The organism is Bdellovibrio sp. HCB290, from assembly GCF_047305925.1.
GTDB lineage: Bacteria > Bdellovibrionota > Bdellovibrionia > Bdellovibrionales > Bdellovibrionaceae > Bdellovibrio.
In genome coordinates, this window is the sequence record NZ_CP178620.1 from 3,799,781 (window position 1) to 3,815,885 (window position 16,105).

19 protein-coding genes are annotated in these 16,105 nt (G+C 44.3%); 1 reads left to right on the top strand and 18 read right to left on the bottom strand.

Annotated features, from left to right (window positions below):
• Positions 1–53: 53 nt before the first annotated feature.
• From atpC to ACLVWU_RS18595, 10 genes are all read right to left on the bottom strand, one after another.
• Entirely contained in the window at positions 54–467 is a 414-nt protein-coding gene (atpC, locus tag ACLVWU_RS18550) for an ATP synthase F1 subunit epsilon (protein WP_413576384.1), read from the bottom strand.
• 61 nt (positions 468–528) lie between these two features.
• A complete protein-coding gene (gene atpD / locus ACLVWU_RS18555) occupies positions 529–1,935 on the bottom strand; it encodes a F0F1 ATP synthase subunit beta (RefSeq protein ID WP_413576385.1) in 1,407 nt (468 codons plus the stop codon).
• An 11-nt stretch (positions 1,936–1,946) separates the two neighbouring features.
• Entirely contained in the window at positions 1,947–2,834 is an 888-nt protein-coding gene (atpG, locus tag ACLVWU_RS18560) for an ATP synthase F1 subunit gamma (RefSeq protein ID WP_413576386.1), read from the bottom strand.
• Between the two features lie 12 nt (positions 2,835–2,846).
• On the bottom strand, positions 2,847–4,370 hold the full coding sequence (gene atpA / locus ACLVWU_RS18565) for a F0F1 ATP synthase subunit alpha (protein ID WP_413576387.1): 1,524 nt from the start codon (positions 4,368–4,370) through the stop codon (positions 2,847–2,849).
• Between the two features lie 2 nt (positions 4,371–4,372).
• Positions 4,373–4,921 carry an ATP synthase F1 subunit delta gene (atpH, locus tag ACLVWU_RS18570; RefSeq protein WP_413576388.1) on the bottom strand — a complete coding sequence of 183 codons (549 nt, stop codon included), beginning with the start codon at positions 4,919–4,921 and terminating at the stop codon, positions 4,373–4,375.
• Positions 4,918–5,487, bottom strand: coding sequence for an ATP synthase F0 subunit B (locus ACLVWU_RS18575; RefSeq protein ID WP_413576389.1), 570 nt, complete (start codon positions 5,485–5,487; stop codon positions 4,918–4,920). The genes atpH and ACLVWU_RS18575 overlap by 4 nt, the downstream gene beginning before the upstream one ends.
• Before the next feature lie 13 nt (positions 5,488–5,500).
• Positions 5,501–5,935: a hypothetical protein gene (locus ACLVWU_RS18580; protein ID WP_413576390.1), complete on the bottom strand. Its 435-nt coding sequence runs from the start codon at positions 5,933–5,935 to the stop codon at positions 5,501–5,503.
• Positions 5,936–6,049: 114 nt separating this feature from the next.
• Positions 6,050–6,415 carry a bactofilin family protein gene (locus ACLVWU_RS18585; RefSeq protein ID WP_413576391.1) on the bottom strand — a complete coding sequence of 122 codons (366 nt, stop codon included), beginning with the start codon at positions 6,413–6,415 and terminating at the stop codon, positions 6,050–6,052.
• Positions 6,406–7,437 (bottom strand): ParB/RepB/Spo0J family partition protein, encoded by a 1,032-nt coding sequence (locus ACLVWU_RS18590; RefSeq protein ID WP_413576392.1) that lies wholly within the window; start codon positions 7,435–7,437, stop codon positions 6,406–6,408. Before ACLVWU_RS18590 ends, ACLVWU_RS18585 begins: the two co-directional genes overlap by 10 nt.
• Positions 7,430–8,251, bottom strand: coding sequence for a ParA family protein (locus ACLVWU_RS18595; RefSeq protein ID WP_413576393.1), 822 nt, complete (start codon positions 8,249–8,251; stop codon positions 7,430–7,432). Before ACLVWU_RS18595 ends, ACLVWU_RS18590 begins: the two co-directional genes overlap by 8 nt.
• Before the next feature lie 128 nt (positions 8,252–8,379).
• Between ACLVWU_RS18595 and ACLVWU_RS18600 the strand changes: the two genes are divergently transcribed.
• Positions 8,380–8,901, top strand: a complete 522-nt coding sequence (locus ACLVWU_RS18600) for a hypothetical protein (protein WP_413576394.1) — start codon at positions 8,380–8,382, stop codon at positions 8,899–8,901.
• A gap of 46 nt (positions 8,902–8,947) precedes the next feature.
• Here ACLVWU_RS18600 and rsmG read toward each other — a convergent pair whose 3' ends face one another.
• Genes rsmG through rpmH form a run of 8 tightly spaced genes read right to left on the bottom strand, consistent with a single transcriptional unit; the run spans position 8,948 to position 15,890 of the window.
• The gene (gene rsmG / locus ACLVWU_RS18605) at positions 8,948–9,613 is read right to left on the bottom strand and encodes a 16S rRNA (guanine(527)-N(7))-methyltransferase RsmG (RefSeq protein ID WP_413576395.1); all 666 of its coding nucleotides are present in this window, start codon (positions 9,611–9,613) and stop codon (positions 8,948–8,950) included.
• Positions 9,600–11,495: a tRNA uridine-5-carboxymethylaminomethyl(34) synthesis enzyme MnmG gene (gene mnmG, locus ACLVWU_RS18610; protein ID WP_413576396.1), complete on the bottom strand. Its 1,896-nt coding sequence runs from the start codon at positions 11,493–11,495 to the stop codon at positions 9,600–9,602. Before mnmG ends, rsmG begins: the two co-directional genes overlap by 14 nt.
• A gap of 3 nt (positions 11,496–11,498) precedes the next feature.
• Positions 11,499–12,923 (bottom strand): tRNA uridine-5-carboxymethylaminomethyl(34) synthesis GTPase MnmE, encoded by a 1,425-nt coding sequence (gene mnmE, locus ACLVWU_RS18615; RefSeq protein ID WP_413576397.1) that lies wholly within the window; start codon positions 12,921–12,923, stop codon positions 11,499–11,501.
• Positions 12,924–12,938: 15 nt separating this feature from the next.
• Positions 12,939–13,499, bottom strand: a complete 561-nt coding sequence (locus tag ACLVWU_RS18620; protein ID WP_413576398.1) for a protein jag — start codon at positions 13,497–13,499, stop codon at positions 12,939–12,941.
• A 33-nt stretch (positions 13,500–13,532) separates the two neighbouring features.
• Entirely contained in the window at positions 13,533–15,170 is a 1,638-nt protein-coding gene (yidC, locus tag ACLVWU_RS18625) for a membrane protein insertase YidC (RefSeq protein WP_413576399.1), read from the bottom strand.
• The gene (gene yidD, locus ACLVWU_RS18630; protein WP_413576400.1) at positions 15,154–15,450 is read right to left on the bottom strand and encodes a membrane protein insertion efficiency factor YidD; all 297 of its coding nucleotides are present in this window, start codon (positions 15,448–15,450) and stop codon (positions 15,154–15,156) included. The genes yidC and yidD overlap by 17 nt, the downstream gene beginning before the upstream one ends.
• A complete protein-coding gene (gene rnpA, locus ACLVWU_RS18635) occupies positions 15,392–15,751 on the bottom strand; it encodes a ribonuclease P protein component (protein ID WP_413576401.1) in 360 nt (119 codons plus the stop codon). The genes yidD and rnpA overlap by 59 nt, the downstream gene beginning before the upstream one ends.
• Positions 15,741–15,890: a 50S ribosomal protein L34 gene (rpmH, locus tag ACLVWU_RS18640; RefSeq protein WP_413559203.1), complete on the bottom strand. Its 150-nt coding sequence runs from the start codon at positions 15,888–15,890 to the stop codon at positions 15,741–15,743. Before rpmH ends, rnpA begins: the two co-directional genes overlap by 11 nt.
• Between the last annotated feature and the right edge of the window lie 215 nt (positions 15,891–16,105).

Consider the following 16,105-nt stretch of genomic DNA (forward strand, 5'->3'; position numbering starts at 1 on the left):
AAAGGCCCGATCCGAAGACCGAGCCTTTTAAATAATAACTTGTATTTTCAAACCTATTTTTTGATTTGGTTTTCAACCATTTCAATTTTCGCTCTTGCGCGAGTCCATTCTTTTTGGAATGCAACCCAGTCAGCATCTGTGATTACTTCGTCAAGGACGTGTTTCTCAGATTTAGCCAAAGATTCTTTAGTCGCAACAAGATCGATTTCTTCTGGCAAGTCAGCGATGTTCGCAAGAACATTCACGCCTTCAGGGGATACTTGGCAATAACCCCAGCTGATAACAGCTTGGTTTTGCTTTTCTTGACCCTTAAGTCTCCATTTCATCACACCGATACCCAGTGTAGTGATCAGAGGCGCGTGACCAGGAAGAATATTAAGTTCTCCTTTAAAACCAGGAACAGTTACTTCATCAACCTCTTGGTTGACCAGTAGACGACGCTCTGGAGTCACGATTGTCAGTTTCATAATAAATCACCTTTTCTTAAAGCGGCACTAGGCCGCTTCATGAAGACGAAATCCTTCCGGATTACGCCTGCAACTTCTTAGCTTTTTCGATAACGTCTTCAATAGTACCAACAAGGTAGAACGCCTGCTCTGGAAGAGCATCGTGTTTACCTTCAAGGATCTCTTTGAAGCCTTTAACAGTGTCTTTGATATCAACGTAACGACCTGGCAAGCCAGTGAACTGCTCAGCAACGAAGAACGGCTGAGACAAGAAACGTTGGATTTTACGAGAACGAGATACAACCAATTTATCTGACTCAGACAACTCGTCCATACCAAGGATCGCGATGATATCTTGAAGCTCACGGTTACGTTGCAACAACGCTTGAACGTCACGAGCAACTTTGTAGTGCTCTTCACCGATAACAGTTGGATCCAAAAGACGTGATGTAGACGTCAATGGGTGAACCGCAGGGAAGATCGCCATAGCTGCGATATCACGGTCAAGATTCGTAGTCGCATCCAAGTGAGTAAATGTAGTTGCTGGAGCTGGATCCGTATAGTCATCCGCAGGAACGTAAACCGCTTGTACGGAAGTGATGGAACCTTTTTTAGTGGAAGTAATACGCTCTTGAAGAGTACCCATCTCAGTTGCCAAAGTTGGTTGGTAACCAACGGCAGAAGGGATACGTCCAAGAAGTGCGGAAACTTCAGCACCCGCTTGAGTAAAGCGGAAGATGTTATCAACGAAGAAAAGAACGTCTTGGTTTTCAACGTCACGGAAGTATTCAGCAACAGTCAAACCAGTCAAAGCAACACGCGCACGTGCACCAGGAGGCTCATTCATTTGACCGAAAACCAGAGAAGTCTTAGCCAATACGCCAGACTGTTTCATCTCTTGCCACAAGTCATTACCTTCACGAGTGCGCTCACCTACGCCGGCGAATACAGAGAAACCACCATGCTCAGTAGCGATGTTACGGATAAGTTCCTGGATAAGTACCGTTTTACCAACACCCGCACCACCGAACAAACCGATCTTACCACCCTTAGCGTAAGGCGCTAGCAAGTCTACGACTTTGATACCAGTCATCAACATTGCTGCAGATGTAGCTTGGTCTTCAAATTTTGGAGCAGTTCTGTGGATACCCCAGTGGTCTTTTGCGTTTACTGGACCCATTTCGTCGATTGGCTCACCAACTACGTTGATGATACGACCCAAAGCTTCGCGACCAACTGGCGCTGTGATTTGAGTGCCCAATGCTTTAACTTTTTCGCCACGAACCAAACCTTCAGTTTGATCCATAGAGATAGTTCTTACAACACCGTCACCCAAATGCTGAGCAACTTCAAGAACCAGGTTGAATTCAACGTCAGAGATAAATTTATTAGATACACGAAGAGCAGAATTGATTGCAGGAAGTTCTCCGCCTTCGAATTCCACGTCCACTACGGGACCCATAACTTGTTTTACTTTACCGAATGCCATTATTCAGCTCCCTATCCTTTAAGCGCTTCAGCGCCCGATACGATTTCGATCAATTCTGTAGTAATTTTTTCTTGTCTCAATTTGTTGTACGTCAGCGTAAGCTTGTTAATCATGTCTTTCGCATTGTTTGTCGCGTTCTCCATCGCACTCATACGAGCACCATGTTCACCAGCAACAGACTCGGACATACATCTGTAAACCTGAAGGTCGAAATGCTTCTCAAGCAACTCTTTAATGATTTGCTCTGGAGCTGGTTCGAAAATCATGTCTACAGCAAAGTTTGCGTTGGACTCAGATTCAGAGTTGAAAGTCGTCAAACCAAGATCAATTGGCAGAAGAGTTTCAGCTGTAACAACCTGAGAAATCGCAGACTGGAACTCATTGTGAATGATACGAACTTCATCGTATGCACCCTCAAGGTAGTCATTCATCACGCGATTCGCAACTTTGGACGCCAATTCGTAAGAGATGTCTTTATCAAGCTTCGTGATGTAATCAACCGGCTTAATACCACGTCTTGCGAAGTAGTCGTGACCACGACGACCGATGAAAAGAAAATCAATCTTTTCAAGGTTCGCCTTATTATTGTTGTAATAAGCTTCAGTAAATTTATTGATATTGCTGTTGAAAGCGCCGCAAAGTCCGCGATCAGAAGTGATAACAACAAGTAAAACATTCTTTACTTGCTCTTTCTTCTCCATCAACGGATGCGTAACTTTATTTGTCACAGCGATATCCGCAATCACCTTACGCAAAGTCAGAGCATAAGGACGCATATTAACGATGTTATTCTGCGCCTTTCTCAACTTCGCAGCAGACACGAGCTTCATAGCTTTCGTGATCTGCTGGGTGTTTTTAGTGGACTCAATCTGAGCCCGGATATCCTTCAAGCTTGCCATTTAAGCACCAAACTATTTGTTAGAAGGTTGGAAGATAGCTTTGAACTCTTCAAGAGCCGCCAACAACGCTTTTTTAGTGTCGTCTGCGATAGCTTTCTTCTCAGTGATAGTTTTGATGATGTGAGAGTGCTTGTTTTTCAAGAACTCGATCACTTCTTTTTCATAGCGCTTAACATCAGTCTCTGGGTATTGGTCAACGAACGCGTTACCAGCAGCGAAGATCATGATGATTTGCTCTTCAACTTTAACCGGAGAGTATTGAGGTTGCTTCAACACTTCGATCAAACGACGGCCACGTGCTAACTGTTGTTGAGAAGCTTTATCCAGGTCAGATGCGAAAGCAGCGAATGCCTCCATAGAGCGGAACTGAGCAAGTTCAAGTTTCAAGGAACCCGCAACTTGTTTCATCGCTTTAATTTGAGCAGCACCACCCACGCGAGAAACTGATTTACCTACAGAGATAGCTGGACGCACACCTTTGTAGAATAGATCTGATTCAAGGAAGATCTGACCATCAGTGATGGAGATAACGTTAGTTGGGATGTATGCAGAGATATCGCCCGCTTGTGTCTCGATGATTGGCAATGCTGTCAAAGAACCGCCGCCTTTATCTGCAGACAATTTAGAAGCACGCTCAAGAAGACGGCTATGGCAATAGAACACGTCGCCTGGGTATGCTTCACGTCCTGGAGGACGACGAAGAAGTAGAGATAATTGACGGTAAGCTTGAGCTTGTTTCGTCAAATCATCGTAAACGATCAAAGCATGTCTGCCAGTATCACGGAAGTATTCCGCCATTGCTGTACCAGAGTAAGCAGCCAAATATTGTAGCGGAGCTGGGTCAGATGCATTCGCAGCGATAACAGTCGTGTACTCAAGAGCACCAGCTGCACGCAATTTTTCAACTACAAGAGCAACAGTCGATTGTTTTTGACCGATAGCTACGTAGAAGCACTGAACGTTTTGACCTTTTTGGTTGATGATAGTGTCAACCGCGATAGTCGTTTTACCAGTTTGACGGTCGCCGATGATCAATTCACGTTGACCACGACCGATTGGTACAAGGGCGTCGATAGCCTTGATACCAGTTTGAAGAGGCTCTTCAACCGGGTGACGATAAACGATACCAGGAGCTTTAGTTTCAACGATACGAGAGTGAGGCGTATTGATAGCACCACGACCGTCGATCGGGTTACCAAGAGCGTCTACTACGCGACCAAGAAGAGCTTCACCAACTGGAACGGAAACGATTTTTTTAGTTCTTTTAACGGTGTCGCCTTCTTTGATTTGACGATCTTCACCGAACAAAACGGTACCAACGTGACCTTCTTCAAGGTTCAATACCATTCCGAATACTTCACCTGGGAACTCAACAAGTTCACCAGCCATTGCGTTTTCAAGACCGTAGATACGAGCAACCCCGTCCCCTACTGAAAGAACGCTACCTGTTTCACTAACTTCAATCTTTTTATTGTATTGATTGATTTGCTCTTTGAGAACGCGACTGATCTCGTCGGCACGGATTTGTGTTTCCATTTTTAGTTGGCTCTCCTGTTTAATTCTTCATTTAATTTTTTAAGATGTGTTTCGATGCTGTCGTCAAAAGTCCATCCACCAACCTGGGCTACAGCGCCACCCAAAAGTTTAGGATCCTGTTGGTAAGTAAGAACGATTTTTTTACCAAGCGTTTTGCTTACTTTAGACTCAAGTTCTTTTTGTGCCTCAGCAGACAATGGTTGTGCTGAGCGAACAGTTCCACGAGTTACACCCTCTTCGATATCAAGAGCGTCGCGGAATGCTTGTGCAACCTCTGGAAGGAAGTGAATGCGGCCTTTATCAGCCATCAACACCAAAGTGTTCATTACTTCTTCAGAAGTGCCTTTACCCTCTAATGCCGCTTTAAGCGCCGCTGTTTTTTGAGCGACTGCGATCATTGGGTTTTCGAAATATGCAGTAACAGATGCATCTTTGTTAAAAGCATCGGCTACGGCTTGCAATTCAGCATACACTTTAGTGTGGATACCTTTTTGCTTTGCGACTGCCAAAAGGGCTTTCGCATATCTTTTGGATACTTCGTTTACTTTCATCGACTAACCTCGATGTGATTGATGAATTCATTTTGAAGTTTTTGTTGATCAGAAGCGCCGATGTCTTTTGTCAAAACAATGCGGGCTGCTTCAACAGAGTCTGCCAACAATTGAGTGCGCAATTCTTTTTGCGCACGTTGCGTTTCAAGTTTAGCAGTCAATTCTGCCTCATCCTTGATGCGCTTGGAAACCTGGTTCGCTTCATCGATAATTTGATTTTTCAAATCAGTCGCGTGAGCTTGTGCTTTTGCAAGCTGCTCTTGGCGTGTGCTGTTCAGGTTTGCAAGTTTGTTTTTGATATCTACGAATTCACGCTCTGCTTGCTCGCGGGCGAATGCAGATTTTTGTGCAGCCTCTAGGTATGCAGATTTTCTGCCACCAAAGAACGCAACGATGGAATCTTTCGTGAAGTAGATGATACCAGCGATAAGGATGATTACGTTGATCGCCTGATAGATTGTCACTTTAGGAATTTCAATAGCATGGTGACCGTCACCAGACTCAGCTCCAGAAGCGAAAACAATCGCAGGCGCAAGGATGATAAGAAGGTTAACTAGAACTTTCATTTTCACTTCTCTCTTATTTGCCCAACAATTTGGATGTAATTGCAAGTGCCACAGTTTGAGTTTGCGCTTTCAATTCTTTTGTAGCGGACTCGACTGCTGACGTGATTTTTGATCTGTTTGAATTAACAAGTTGATCAGCTTCTGAACGAGATTTTGCAACCAGCGTTTCATATTGCTTATTTGCTTCGTTTTTTGAAGCATCAACGATGTTTTTGATTTCGGAATTTAGTTCGCGGATCTTACCTTCATATTCAGAAGACAATTCAACGGATTTAGCTTGGTATTCCAAAGCCAAATCTTCACCACCCTTAGTTTTATTTTGTCTCTCTTCGAGAGCGTGAGCGTAAGGTCCGAAAACAACCTTCGTTAAGAATAACAAGGCAATCGCGAAGAACACGAATTGGATGCCGGCAGTTGAGTTGATGCCTAATTGTCCAAAAATATCCATTTTGTTGAAATCCCTATTGTTTTTTTGAACCTCGGGAGTAGCATTTCAGACCAGAAACGGTCAAGGACATATTCCTATTGAGAATTAGGCCTGTCGTGGTGAAAACGAAGTTGCCTAGGACTTAGGCATATAGGACGCACCCTCAAATACAACGCCCTCATCAATCCTCAAACTTGGCGATGTTACGGTGCCTTTGAATATTGCGGGTGGGTGCATAATGACGCGGCGGCGGGCAAAAAGATTTCCCTCAACCCGGCCACTTATAATAATAGTATCGGCCTCAACTTGGGCAGCCACTGAGGCGCCCTCATTGATAACGATGGTATCTTTAGTAAAGATTTCCCCTTTAAAATCACCGCCAATTTGCACGGTGCCTTCAAAGCTGAGCTTTCCTTCGAAATGTGTACCCTGATCAAGGATTGCCGTCACATGACCAGAAAGTACGTCTTCTTGAAAAGATCCTGGGGAATTTACTGCCATCCTTCTTTCAGCCTATCTACCAAATTGGTCAATTCATCATCGGAATAGAAGTGAATACTAATTTTACCTTTTGAGTTCGAATAATCAATGTTCACTTTCGTGCCCATGATTTTCTGAAGCTCATCACTAAGTCCGTTGATCAAACGTTGGGTAACATTAGAGTCAAAAGACGGAGCCTCTTCCTCTTCAACATTACCTTTAACGATAGCTTGAACCATTTTTTCCAATTTACGAACTGCGATTTTGTCGTTCACGACCTTTTTCGCAAGTTCCAATTGTTTTTTGGGTTCTGGCAAAGACAAAAGTACTTTCGCATGACCCACTGAAAGGTCATTCGCAGAAATCATATCTTTTACTTCGTTTGGCAAAGCCAATAGACGAACAGCATTCGCCACTGTTGCGCGATCACGGCCGACTTTTTCCGCCACTTGTTGTTGCGACAATTTGAACTCAGAAATAAGGCGAGAATAGCCTTCAGCTTCTTCAATTGGATTCAAATCTTCACGTTGAATATTCTCAACGATTGCTAACTCAAGTGCCTGCTTGTCGTCGTAAGACTTCAGAATAACTGGAACTTCATGTAACCCAGCAAGCTGGGACGCTCTCCAGCGGCGTTCACCCGCAACGATTTCCAATTTTCCGGAAGACGTTCTGCGAGCCACGATCGGTTGCAAAATTCCATTCTCTTTAATGGATTGTGCAAGCTCTTGAAGCGGTTCTTTTTCAAAAGTTGTGCGAGGCTGATATTTACCTGGCGACAACTTATCAATTGCGACCTTCCAAATCTTGCTTTCCGGATCCACGGGAGGGGCAACAGTTGCAGCAACATTAATAGATGGCGCACCCGCAGCTGTAGCTGCAGGCGAAGTTGTAGTTGATTGCGCTGGCGCTGCTTTTACGGGAGGGGCAGATGCAGCCGGCGCATTCATTAAATCATTATTAGCAGGTCCACCCAAAAGAGAACCCAGGCCACGACCCAAGCCTCTCTTTTTGTTCGAGGATTCTACAGCAGTATCAGACATTTACTTCCCCTTCATAGGCATTCGTGTTTGCAACTTCGACCGCCTTTGGAACTGATCTTGCGATCACTTCGTGGGCTAGTTCAAGATAGCGAACGGAACCAATGGATTTGCTGTCGTACTCAAGGATGGATTGACCATGGCTCGGCGCTTCGCTGAGTCGCACGTTTCTTGGAATAATTGCGTTAAATACTTTGTCGCCAAAGTGTTCTTTGATTTGGGTCACAACTTGATGACTCAAGTTATTGCGCACATCAAACATAGTCAGGACGATGCCCTCAATGTGAAGCGCAGGATTCAAACTCTTTTTGATTAGTCCCGCAGTGTTGAGTAGCTGACTCAAGCCTTCCAATGCATAGTATTCACATTGAAGAGGCACGAGGAAGCTATCCGCTGCATTCAGAGCATTCAGAGTAATCAAACCAAGAGATGGTGGGCAGTCAATGATCACGAAATCATACTGATCCGCCACGATTGAAACCGCTTGCTTTAAGCGATATTCACGATGCGGCATATCAACAAGTTCAATTTCCGCACCAACCAGATCTGGATTAGCAGTACAGATTTTAAGATTTGGATTTGACGTTGGATTAGTCGCCTCAGTCAGAGTTTTTTCACCGATGAGTACGTGGTATGAATTAGCATCTTGAGTATCAAAACGCTTGATACCCAAACCACTCGAAGCATTCCCCTGAGGATCCATATCGATCAACAGAACACGCTTACCTAGAGTAGCCAGAGCTGAAGAGAGATTCACAGACGTCGTTGTCTTACCTACTCCGCCCTTTTGATTAGCTATACAGATAGTTTTAGCCATCATTTCCTCCTTGATAATCAAAATTCGTATTTTTTACACACATGTGCAACTATAAAGACTAGTTTTTCGCACCTCGCCTTAGGTTTTTCTGCATTTTTGCCGATGTTCCACGTGGAACAACTACTTTTATGAGATTAATCACCGCAATTATCCTTATTCTTACTCTTGCAGCCTGCAATAAGCCCATGGAAAACCCTGAGCTGAAGGATCCTATATACTCGGATCTTCAAACCCAGGTGACAGCGGCAACTGCGGCGCTTGAAGCGGAAAAGAAAAAGCTTGAGGGTTTTGAAAAGGATTTGATCACGGTAGTTCCGCAAACCGGGCAGATTAAATACGCGAAAAAGCGAATTTACGAATCTCAAGCCGCCATCACACGGCTCGAGCAAGAAGTGGAATATTTAAAGCTTAAAGTGGAGCAACGTAAATCCACAGCTCAAACATCCTATAAAAAAGCTTTCGCAAAGAAGGAAGATTGGCCTGATCCTAAAGAATGGGCCTCTTACCAGGCGGAACAAAAGCTGCGAAAAGCCAAGCGCAGCTGGGACGTGAAAGAACGTATGAAAGAAGCTGGAGTTACGATTGATACGGGGCTTGGTTCAGGCGAGGGAGCCGGCGCGAGCGGCGGAGAAGCTAAATCTGAGCATTAGAAGATGTTCCACGTGGAACATCCCCTATTTTTATCCAAATATACGATTATGAGATCTTTTCAGTACGAACAACGCCATATTTAATGGCGCCGACAGGAAGTTTGTATTCTCCCACTAGTGACGGAGACCAGATAGAGCAAAGCTGGGTTGGAATTTCACCCACTTCAATTCCCCACTCTTCTCCCTTTAGATGATAAACGGATCCACCCTTAGCAACAATCTTACGGGCCATTAAGATAGCCTTCGAAATATTCCCAAAACCTCTGCAGATCGCAAATTTAACCGAACCCTCTGGAAGAGACTCGATATTGCGATGTTCGACGGTAATATTCTTAAAGCCCAGGACATTGATTGAGTGGTTTAAAAACTCGCACTTCTTCGGGTCGGTGTCGACAAGGATCACCTTGATATTAGGATTTAGAATCCCAAACACCACCCCTGGGAAACCATTGCCGCTACCAAAATCATAGACCGTATCCATATTCGGATTTGCCTTAGTAATTGCTTTGGTTGCAAGTATAGAGTCGGCAAAATGAAGAGCATCTGCCACGAAAACTGATTTCGCAGAAATCAGGCTGACGGTGCGATTGAATTTTTGAAGTTCATCATGGTAAGCCTTAAGTCGAGTTCTGACCTCAGGACTTAGATCGGGAAACCATTCATCGATGCGCCATTGTATCTGCGGGGTTTCGGAGCTCTCAGCGTTGCTCATCCAGACTCATCTCCTTGATCTTTTTGTGACCTTTTAGATGAATCATTATAGCTTGAATAGCTGAGGGATTTACACCACTAATCCGTAGTGCTTGACCTAAGGTACGGGGCCTAACGCGTTGCAGCTTATCCTTCTCTTCATTGGAAAGTCCGCGCACATCCGCATAAGAAAGTGCCTCTGGAAGCACCAATTCCTCGAGCCTTTTTGACTGCTCGATAAGGTCCATCTGACGACGAACGTAACCAGAGTATTTAACTTCGATTTCGACCGGTTCAACCACGTTTGGATCGGAATCCAACTCGAAATTTAACAATTCCAAGTGCGAACTCGTAAGCTCAGGGCGACGCAGCAACTCCTCGATAGATAAGGATTTTGTCATAGCTGCGGTTGGAATTGTTGCCAAAATATCTTGGGTCTCTTTGGTGTTGTAGACGCGTGTCTCACGCATTCTATCGTGCAAAACTTTACGTTTTTCACGAAGGACTGCAAGTGCATCCAAAGACTGCTCTGAAACAATACCCAACTTTTGGGCCCAATGCGCCAACCGGTCGATAGTATTGTCTTCTCTTAGAACTAATCTATGTTCAGCACGAGAAGTGAACATGCGATAGGGCTCACGAGTCCCTTTTGTCACAAGGTCATCAACCAGCACACCCATGTAAGCTTCATCACGTCCCAAAATAAATTCTTCGCGACCTAAAATGCTATTCGCTGCATTCACGCCCGCGATGAAACCTTGAGCAGCCGCCTCTTCGTAACCGGAAGTTCCATTGATTTGACCTGCCAAGAATAACTGACGAATCGTTCTTGTTTCCAAGCGATGCCAGATTTGTGTCGGCTCGATATAGTCGTACTCAACGGCATAGCCGTAGCGAGCGACTTTAACATTCTCCAGACCCGGGATTGTTTTAAGGAATTCATCCTGAACTTCTTCAGGTAAACTCGTAGAAATACCCTGCAAGTAAATGAGGTCTGTAGAAAGACCTTCTGGCTCCAGGAATGTTTGGTGGCTCGCTCTTTCATGAAAGCGAGTTACTTTGTCTTCGATCGACGGACAATAACGAGGTCCAATACCTTCGATCAACCCACAATACATAGGGGATTTATCAAGGTTTGCACGAATAATATCGTGAGTTTTTTCTGTCGTACGAGTCAGGTAGCAAAGAATTTGCGGAAGCTTTAATTGAGTCGAAGATTTATAGCTGAAAGGATAAATCTTTTCATCGCCACCATGAGCCGCCGTTTTTGACCAATCGATTGAATCTTTAAGCAAACGAGCCGGCGTACCGGTTTTCAAACGTTTTACTTCAAAACCGAATTGCGCCAATTGATCTGATAGACCAATCGAAGGTTTATCACCCACGCGGCCACCCGCCTCCTGGCGAAGGCCTGTATGCATAACTCCGTTCATGAAAGTACCGGTTGTTATGATTGTTGCTTTAGCAAAAATCTCGGAACCGTCATCCAGAACAACACCCATCGCGATATCTTTATCCAAGATCAGACGTTTTACTTCGCCTTGAAGGACTTCTAAATTTGGCTGATTGAAAAGAGCATTTTTTTGAAAGGCAGCGTACAGATGCTTGTCGTTTTGAACACGAGTTCCACGAACTGCCGGACCTTTCGAGGAGTTAAGACGCTTATACTGAATTGTTGTTTCGTCAGCAGCGATACCCATCTGGCCGCCAAGCACATCAATTTCACGAACCATGTGGCCTTTTGCAAGTCCACCGATAGAAGGATTGCAGCTCATGTAACCGATACGATCAAGATTGGTAGTGACCATCAAAGTTTGAAGGCCCAAACGAGCAGACGCCAAACATGCTTCAATACCAGCATGACCTGCACCGACTACGATCACATCAAATTTTTTATTAATCATAAGCTACTTCCCGATACAAAACTCTTTAAATACCCGGTCCATGATTTGATCATCGAACCGCTTACCTAAAGTTTCGTGAATCGCGATGAGAGATTCCTTAAGCTCAAGCGCCAGGAATTCAGAACCCATCCCCTGATCCACCAAGGTTTGTGACCTTTGAGTATTCTCTAAAGCACGAACCAGGTTTTCATAGTGACGGGCATTGGAAATAAGAACTGTATTTTCCACCTGCAAATCCGCGAATTCCTGGACAAGCTCTTGAAGGACACTCGAACGCACCTTTTTATCAAGAGCACTGACAAAGAACACCCTTCTTGTGAAGAAAGCCTGGGGATCCGCTATTTTATGGAAAAATTTACTGTTTTTGAGCGCTTTTTCGACCAAATCCAGGGGTTTAGACCCGCCAATTCGATCGATTTTATTGGCTAAAATGAAGGTTTTTTGAGGATCCAGGGACTCCAGGATTTGAGTCTCCTCCGGGCCCATGCCCTTCTCGATATCAAAAACGAAGAAAACCACATCGGATTCATTCTGAGCTTCATAGCTTTTTTGAATACCAATGCGCTCTACCAGGTCAGTTGCTTCATCACGCAAACCGGCAGTATCCACGAACGTGAATTTAACACCTTCAAAAGAAGTATCCCCATGAATCACATCGCGTGTGGTTCCCGGGATATCCGTTACGATGGCACGCTCATCTTCCAGGAATAGATTTAACAAACTGGATTTACCGACATTTGGAAGTCCAGTAAGAACAACTCTAAATCCATCTTTCAAAAGACGACCAACTTTGAAAGTTCCCACCAGGTCCTTTAAAACTGCTTCGATCTTCTTTAGACGAACTTGAACGACTGAATTATCGACGACATCGATACCCTCAGTAGAAAAATCAATGCTTGCTTCAGCGTGAGCCAAAATCCAGGTCATGTCGTCTTCAACTTCTTCAAGCTTATTGGACAACTGTCCTTTCAGCTGACGAAGAGCAAGCTTCGCAGCTTGCTGAGACTGAGATTCGATCAATGCCAGAACAGATTCAGCCTGCACCAAATCAAGTTTTCCATTCATGAAAGCACGATATGTGAACTCACCGCGATCAGCAGGCCGCGCTCCTAATTGTACCAATGAATTTAAAATATTTTGGCAGATAAGCGGGCTTCCGTGACAGGAAATCTCGATGACTTCTTCGCCCGTAAAAGATCTTCCGTTTTGGAAGTAAGTTACCAGAACCTCGTCAATCTCACTGGCGCCATCTTTCAGATTACCGAAATAGACCTTATGAGATTCAGGATGTGCGGGTAGGAATTTGCACAGCTTGGATACGATTTCAAAAGTTTTAGGGCCGCTTACTCGAATGACGGAAATGCCGCCCACTCCGTGTGGAGTGGAGACCGCGCATATTGTATCCTTATCACGATCTCCGCGAATCATACGACCCTACTGACTTTATTCGTGGTGAGCTTCTTCAGCTTTACCACCTGCTGAATTGCCACCTTTTGCTGGATAGATTTTGATTTTTTTGTACAGACCGTCACCCAATGAACGGCTTTTGATACGAGGATCTTTAGCCAGGTATTGGTGAACAACTTTGCGATCTTTCGGAGGAAGAGCTCTGTAGTATACAGACTTGCCCTGCTCGATGCAGATAGCTTTCAAGTTTTCAGCGCGTTCGATAAGTGCGCTTTCAGTCTCGTCACGGTAGCCACCGCAATCAACTGTGATGTTCGTTTTATCTTCAGGAAAATTGTGCTGAATCACGCGCTTAAGAAGCAATTGGAATGCATCCAACATTTGCCCTTTTTTATCTTTCAAAAGCTCTTCGTCTCCGCCGGAGAATTGAACTGAAAGAACGGCCCCACCGTCATCTTCTTTTGAAGAAGTTATTTCAAAAGAAAGATCGAATTGAGCTTTTTCGATGATACCCTCTAGAGTGTTTTGAACCAAAGCTTCAACTTCGCTGTTCCCACTCTTGCTTTTTCCCCCGAAAAGCTTACTAAAAAAACCCATTTTACCTCCCAGGTAAAAATATAATCTAAGTTACTATTTCGCTTTAACCGTCTTAACAGTCGGTTTTGCAGTTGGATCTCTCATGATCAAATACTGTTGAATGATACCGAACAATGTACTGACCACCATATAAAGAGTCAGACCGCTTGGTAGCTGCAACATGAACACCGAGAAAACCAGAGGCATGAACGCCATAATTTTTGCTTGTGTAGGCTCCATTGTGGATGGAGTGATCTTCTGTTGAATGTACATGAAGATCGCCATCGAAACCGGCAATACATAGAACTTATCGTGCGCACTTAAGTCGTTGATCCAAAGAATGAACGGAGAATTGTAAAGCTCGATGGAAGAACCAATCACACGGTAAAGAGCAAAGAAGATCGGGATTTGCAAAACCATTGGCAAACAACCGGACATCGGGTTTGCACCATGTTGCTTCATCACCGCCATCATTTCAGTATTCAATCTCATCGCATCGTCTTTGTACTTCTCACGAAGACCCTGGATGATTGGTTGAACCTTTTGCATCGCCTTCATGGATTTCGCAGACATGATATTGAATGGAAGAACCACGAAACGAACAGCCAAAGTCAGAAGGATGATAGCCACACCCCAGTTTCCAGCCAAAGAATGGAACGCTTTCATCACGTACAACAAAGGACGTGCGATGAAACCAAAGAAGCCGAAATCAATGATGTGAGCCAATTCTGGGTCAGCCGCCTTTAAAAGATCGATGGATTTCGGACCCGCATAAAAGATCTGCGAGAACTTCATTTCGTCTTTCAACTGAACTGGTTTGTAAGTCAACTCAGCCAGTGCGGTTTGTTTCTCTACGTTGGAAGTCAGTTTTACTTCCGGAATGATTTCAGATTTATCCAACACTGCTGCCGCAAAATACTGAGAGCTGACAGAGATCATTTCAGTGTTTGCGAAATCCTTAGCAACATTTTCACTAGAATTACTGAAGTTCACAGTGTCTTGTTTGTCACCCTCGTGGCTGACAAAGAAATCCTGGTGTTCATAAGAAGGGAACAACCATGAAGTCGATTTATGAACATGAATTGTTTCAGGAATCAAAAGAGAGAAGCCTTTTTTAACTTCTTCATTTGGTTTCGTGAAAGAAACTGTATTTGTGAAAGATGATTTCGCAGGGTCAAATTGCATTTCACGAGTGATTGTCATCTCGCCGACTTGAGCCACACCAACATACGAACCCGGTGCTTTTTCGGTTAGATTAAAGATAACTGGTTTATCCTGGCCTGCAAAACGAAGAGAATAAAGACCATCGTTTTCGCCAGCGCCCAATTTGATCTTGTTGCCTTGCTTGTCCTCATAGTTATTCACAGTGAAGTTCTTAAGCCCCATGCCGTGATTAGAGATTTTGAAGGAAACTTTATCGTCAGAGAATGTGAAAGACTGCTCTTGCGCCGGAGCGGCTACAGTTTCAGATTTGTTTTCAATAGTGGAAGGAGGATTTGCTGTGGGATTTGTACCCGTAGCAGCTGCCGAAGTTTCAGCAGTTTGGGTCTGTGCTGGTTTTGGCTTGTTATAATCCGGATATTTCTTACCCAGATATGTCTGCCATCCGAAATAGATGACTGCGACTGCGCCGACAGCAATAAGTGTTTTAGGATCGAAAAAGCCAGGATTCTTATTATTTTGCGGTGTCATGGAGCGATTCTCCTGAATCTGGGACCGGATCATAACCATAAGGGCCGCCCGGTCGACATTTACAAATTCGTTTTGTGATTAACCAAAAAGCTTTATGCGATTTGTGTTTGTGAATAGCTTCTAGAGCGTAGGCAGAGCAACTCGGTTCGAAACGACAGGAACCACCTAAATGAGTAGTTCCGATAGATCTGTAGGCAGCGACGAAAAACCAAAGCGAAGCTTTAAAGGTTTTTTCGAAGATTCCCAATCCCGCGGTCCATAGCTTTAACAAATTCCTCATGTGGGAGGCCTTTATAGAAGTTGGTGTCCATGGGTTTAAAGATAATATTGATGTCGGCTTCAATGGAGTTATCCGTTTTAAGCAATGCCCGGAAGTACTCTCTGCTCCAACGTTTAAGCTTGTTTCGTACAACCGCAGGACCGACTTTTCGGCTTGCAGTCACACCAAAACGCAACTGACCAACGGAGTTCTTCTGATAATTCAGAAGCAACCACTTCGTAGGCCAGTTTCTTTTGCCAGATTGTTTGAGAGAGAGAAACTCAGAGCTGCGCTTAATACCTAGCGGAGAACTATTTTCCACCTGTAGAAACCGTCAAACGTTTTCTACCTTTAGCGCGACGACGGTTAAGAACTTCTTGACCAGCTTTAGTAGCCATTCTTGCACGGAAACCGTGAGATGTTTTGCGACGTTTGTTTGATGGTTGGTATGTACGTTTCATGTGTTCTCCTGAACTACTCTCTACCGAGATTTTTTACGACGCTAAAAGACGTCAATTACGCCAACTTTTAATCGGCGACTACATATATGATTCCACAAAGCTGTAATCAACTAGATACGTGGGGCACTAATTAATCACAATGCGGCATCAAGGTCAACTGTTGAAAACTTCAGCTCCCCTTGTTAAGGCTACTCTGCATTTCGAGGGGATGGTCT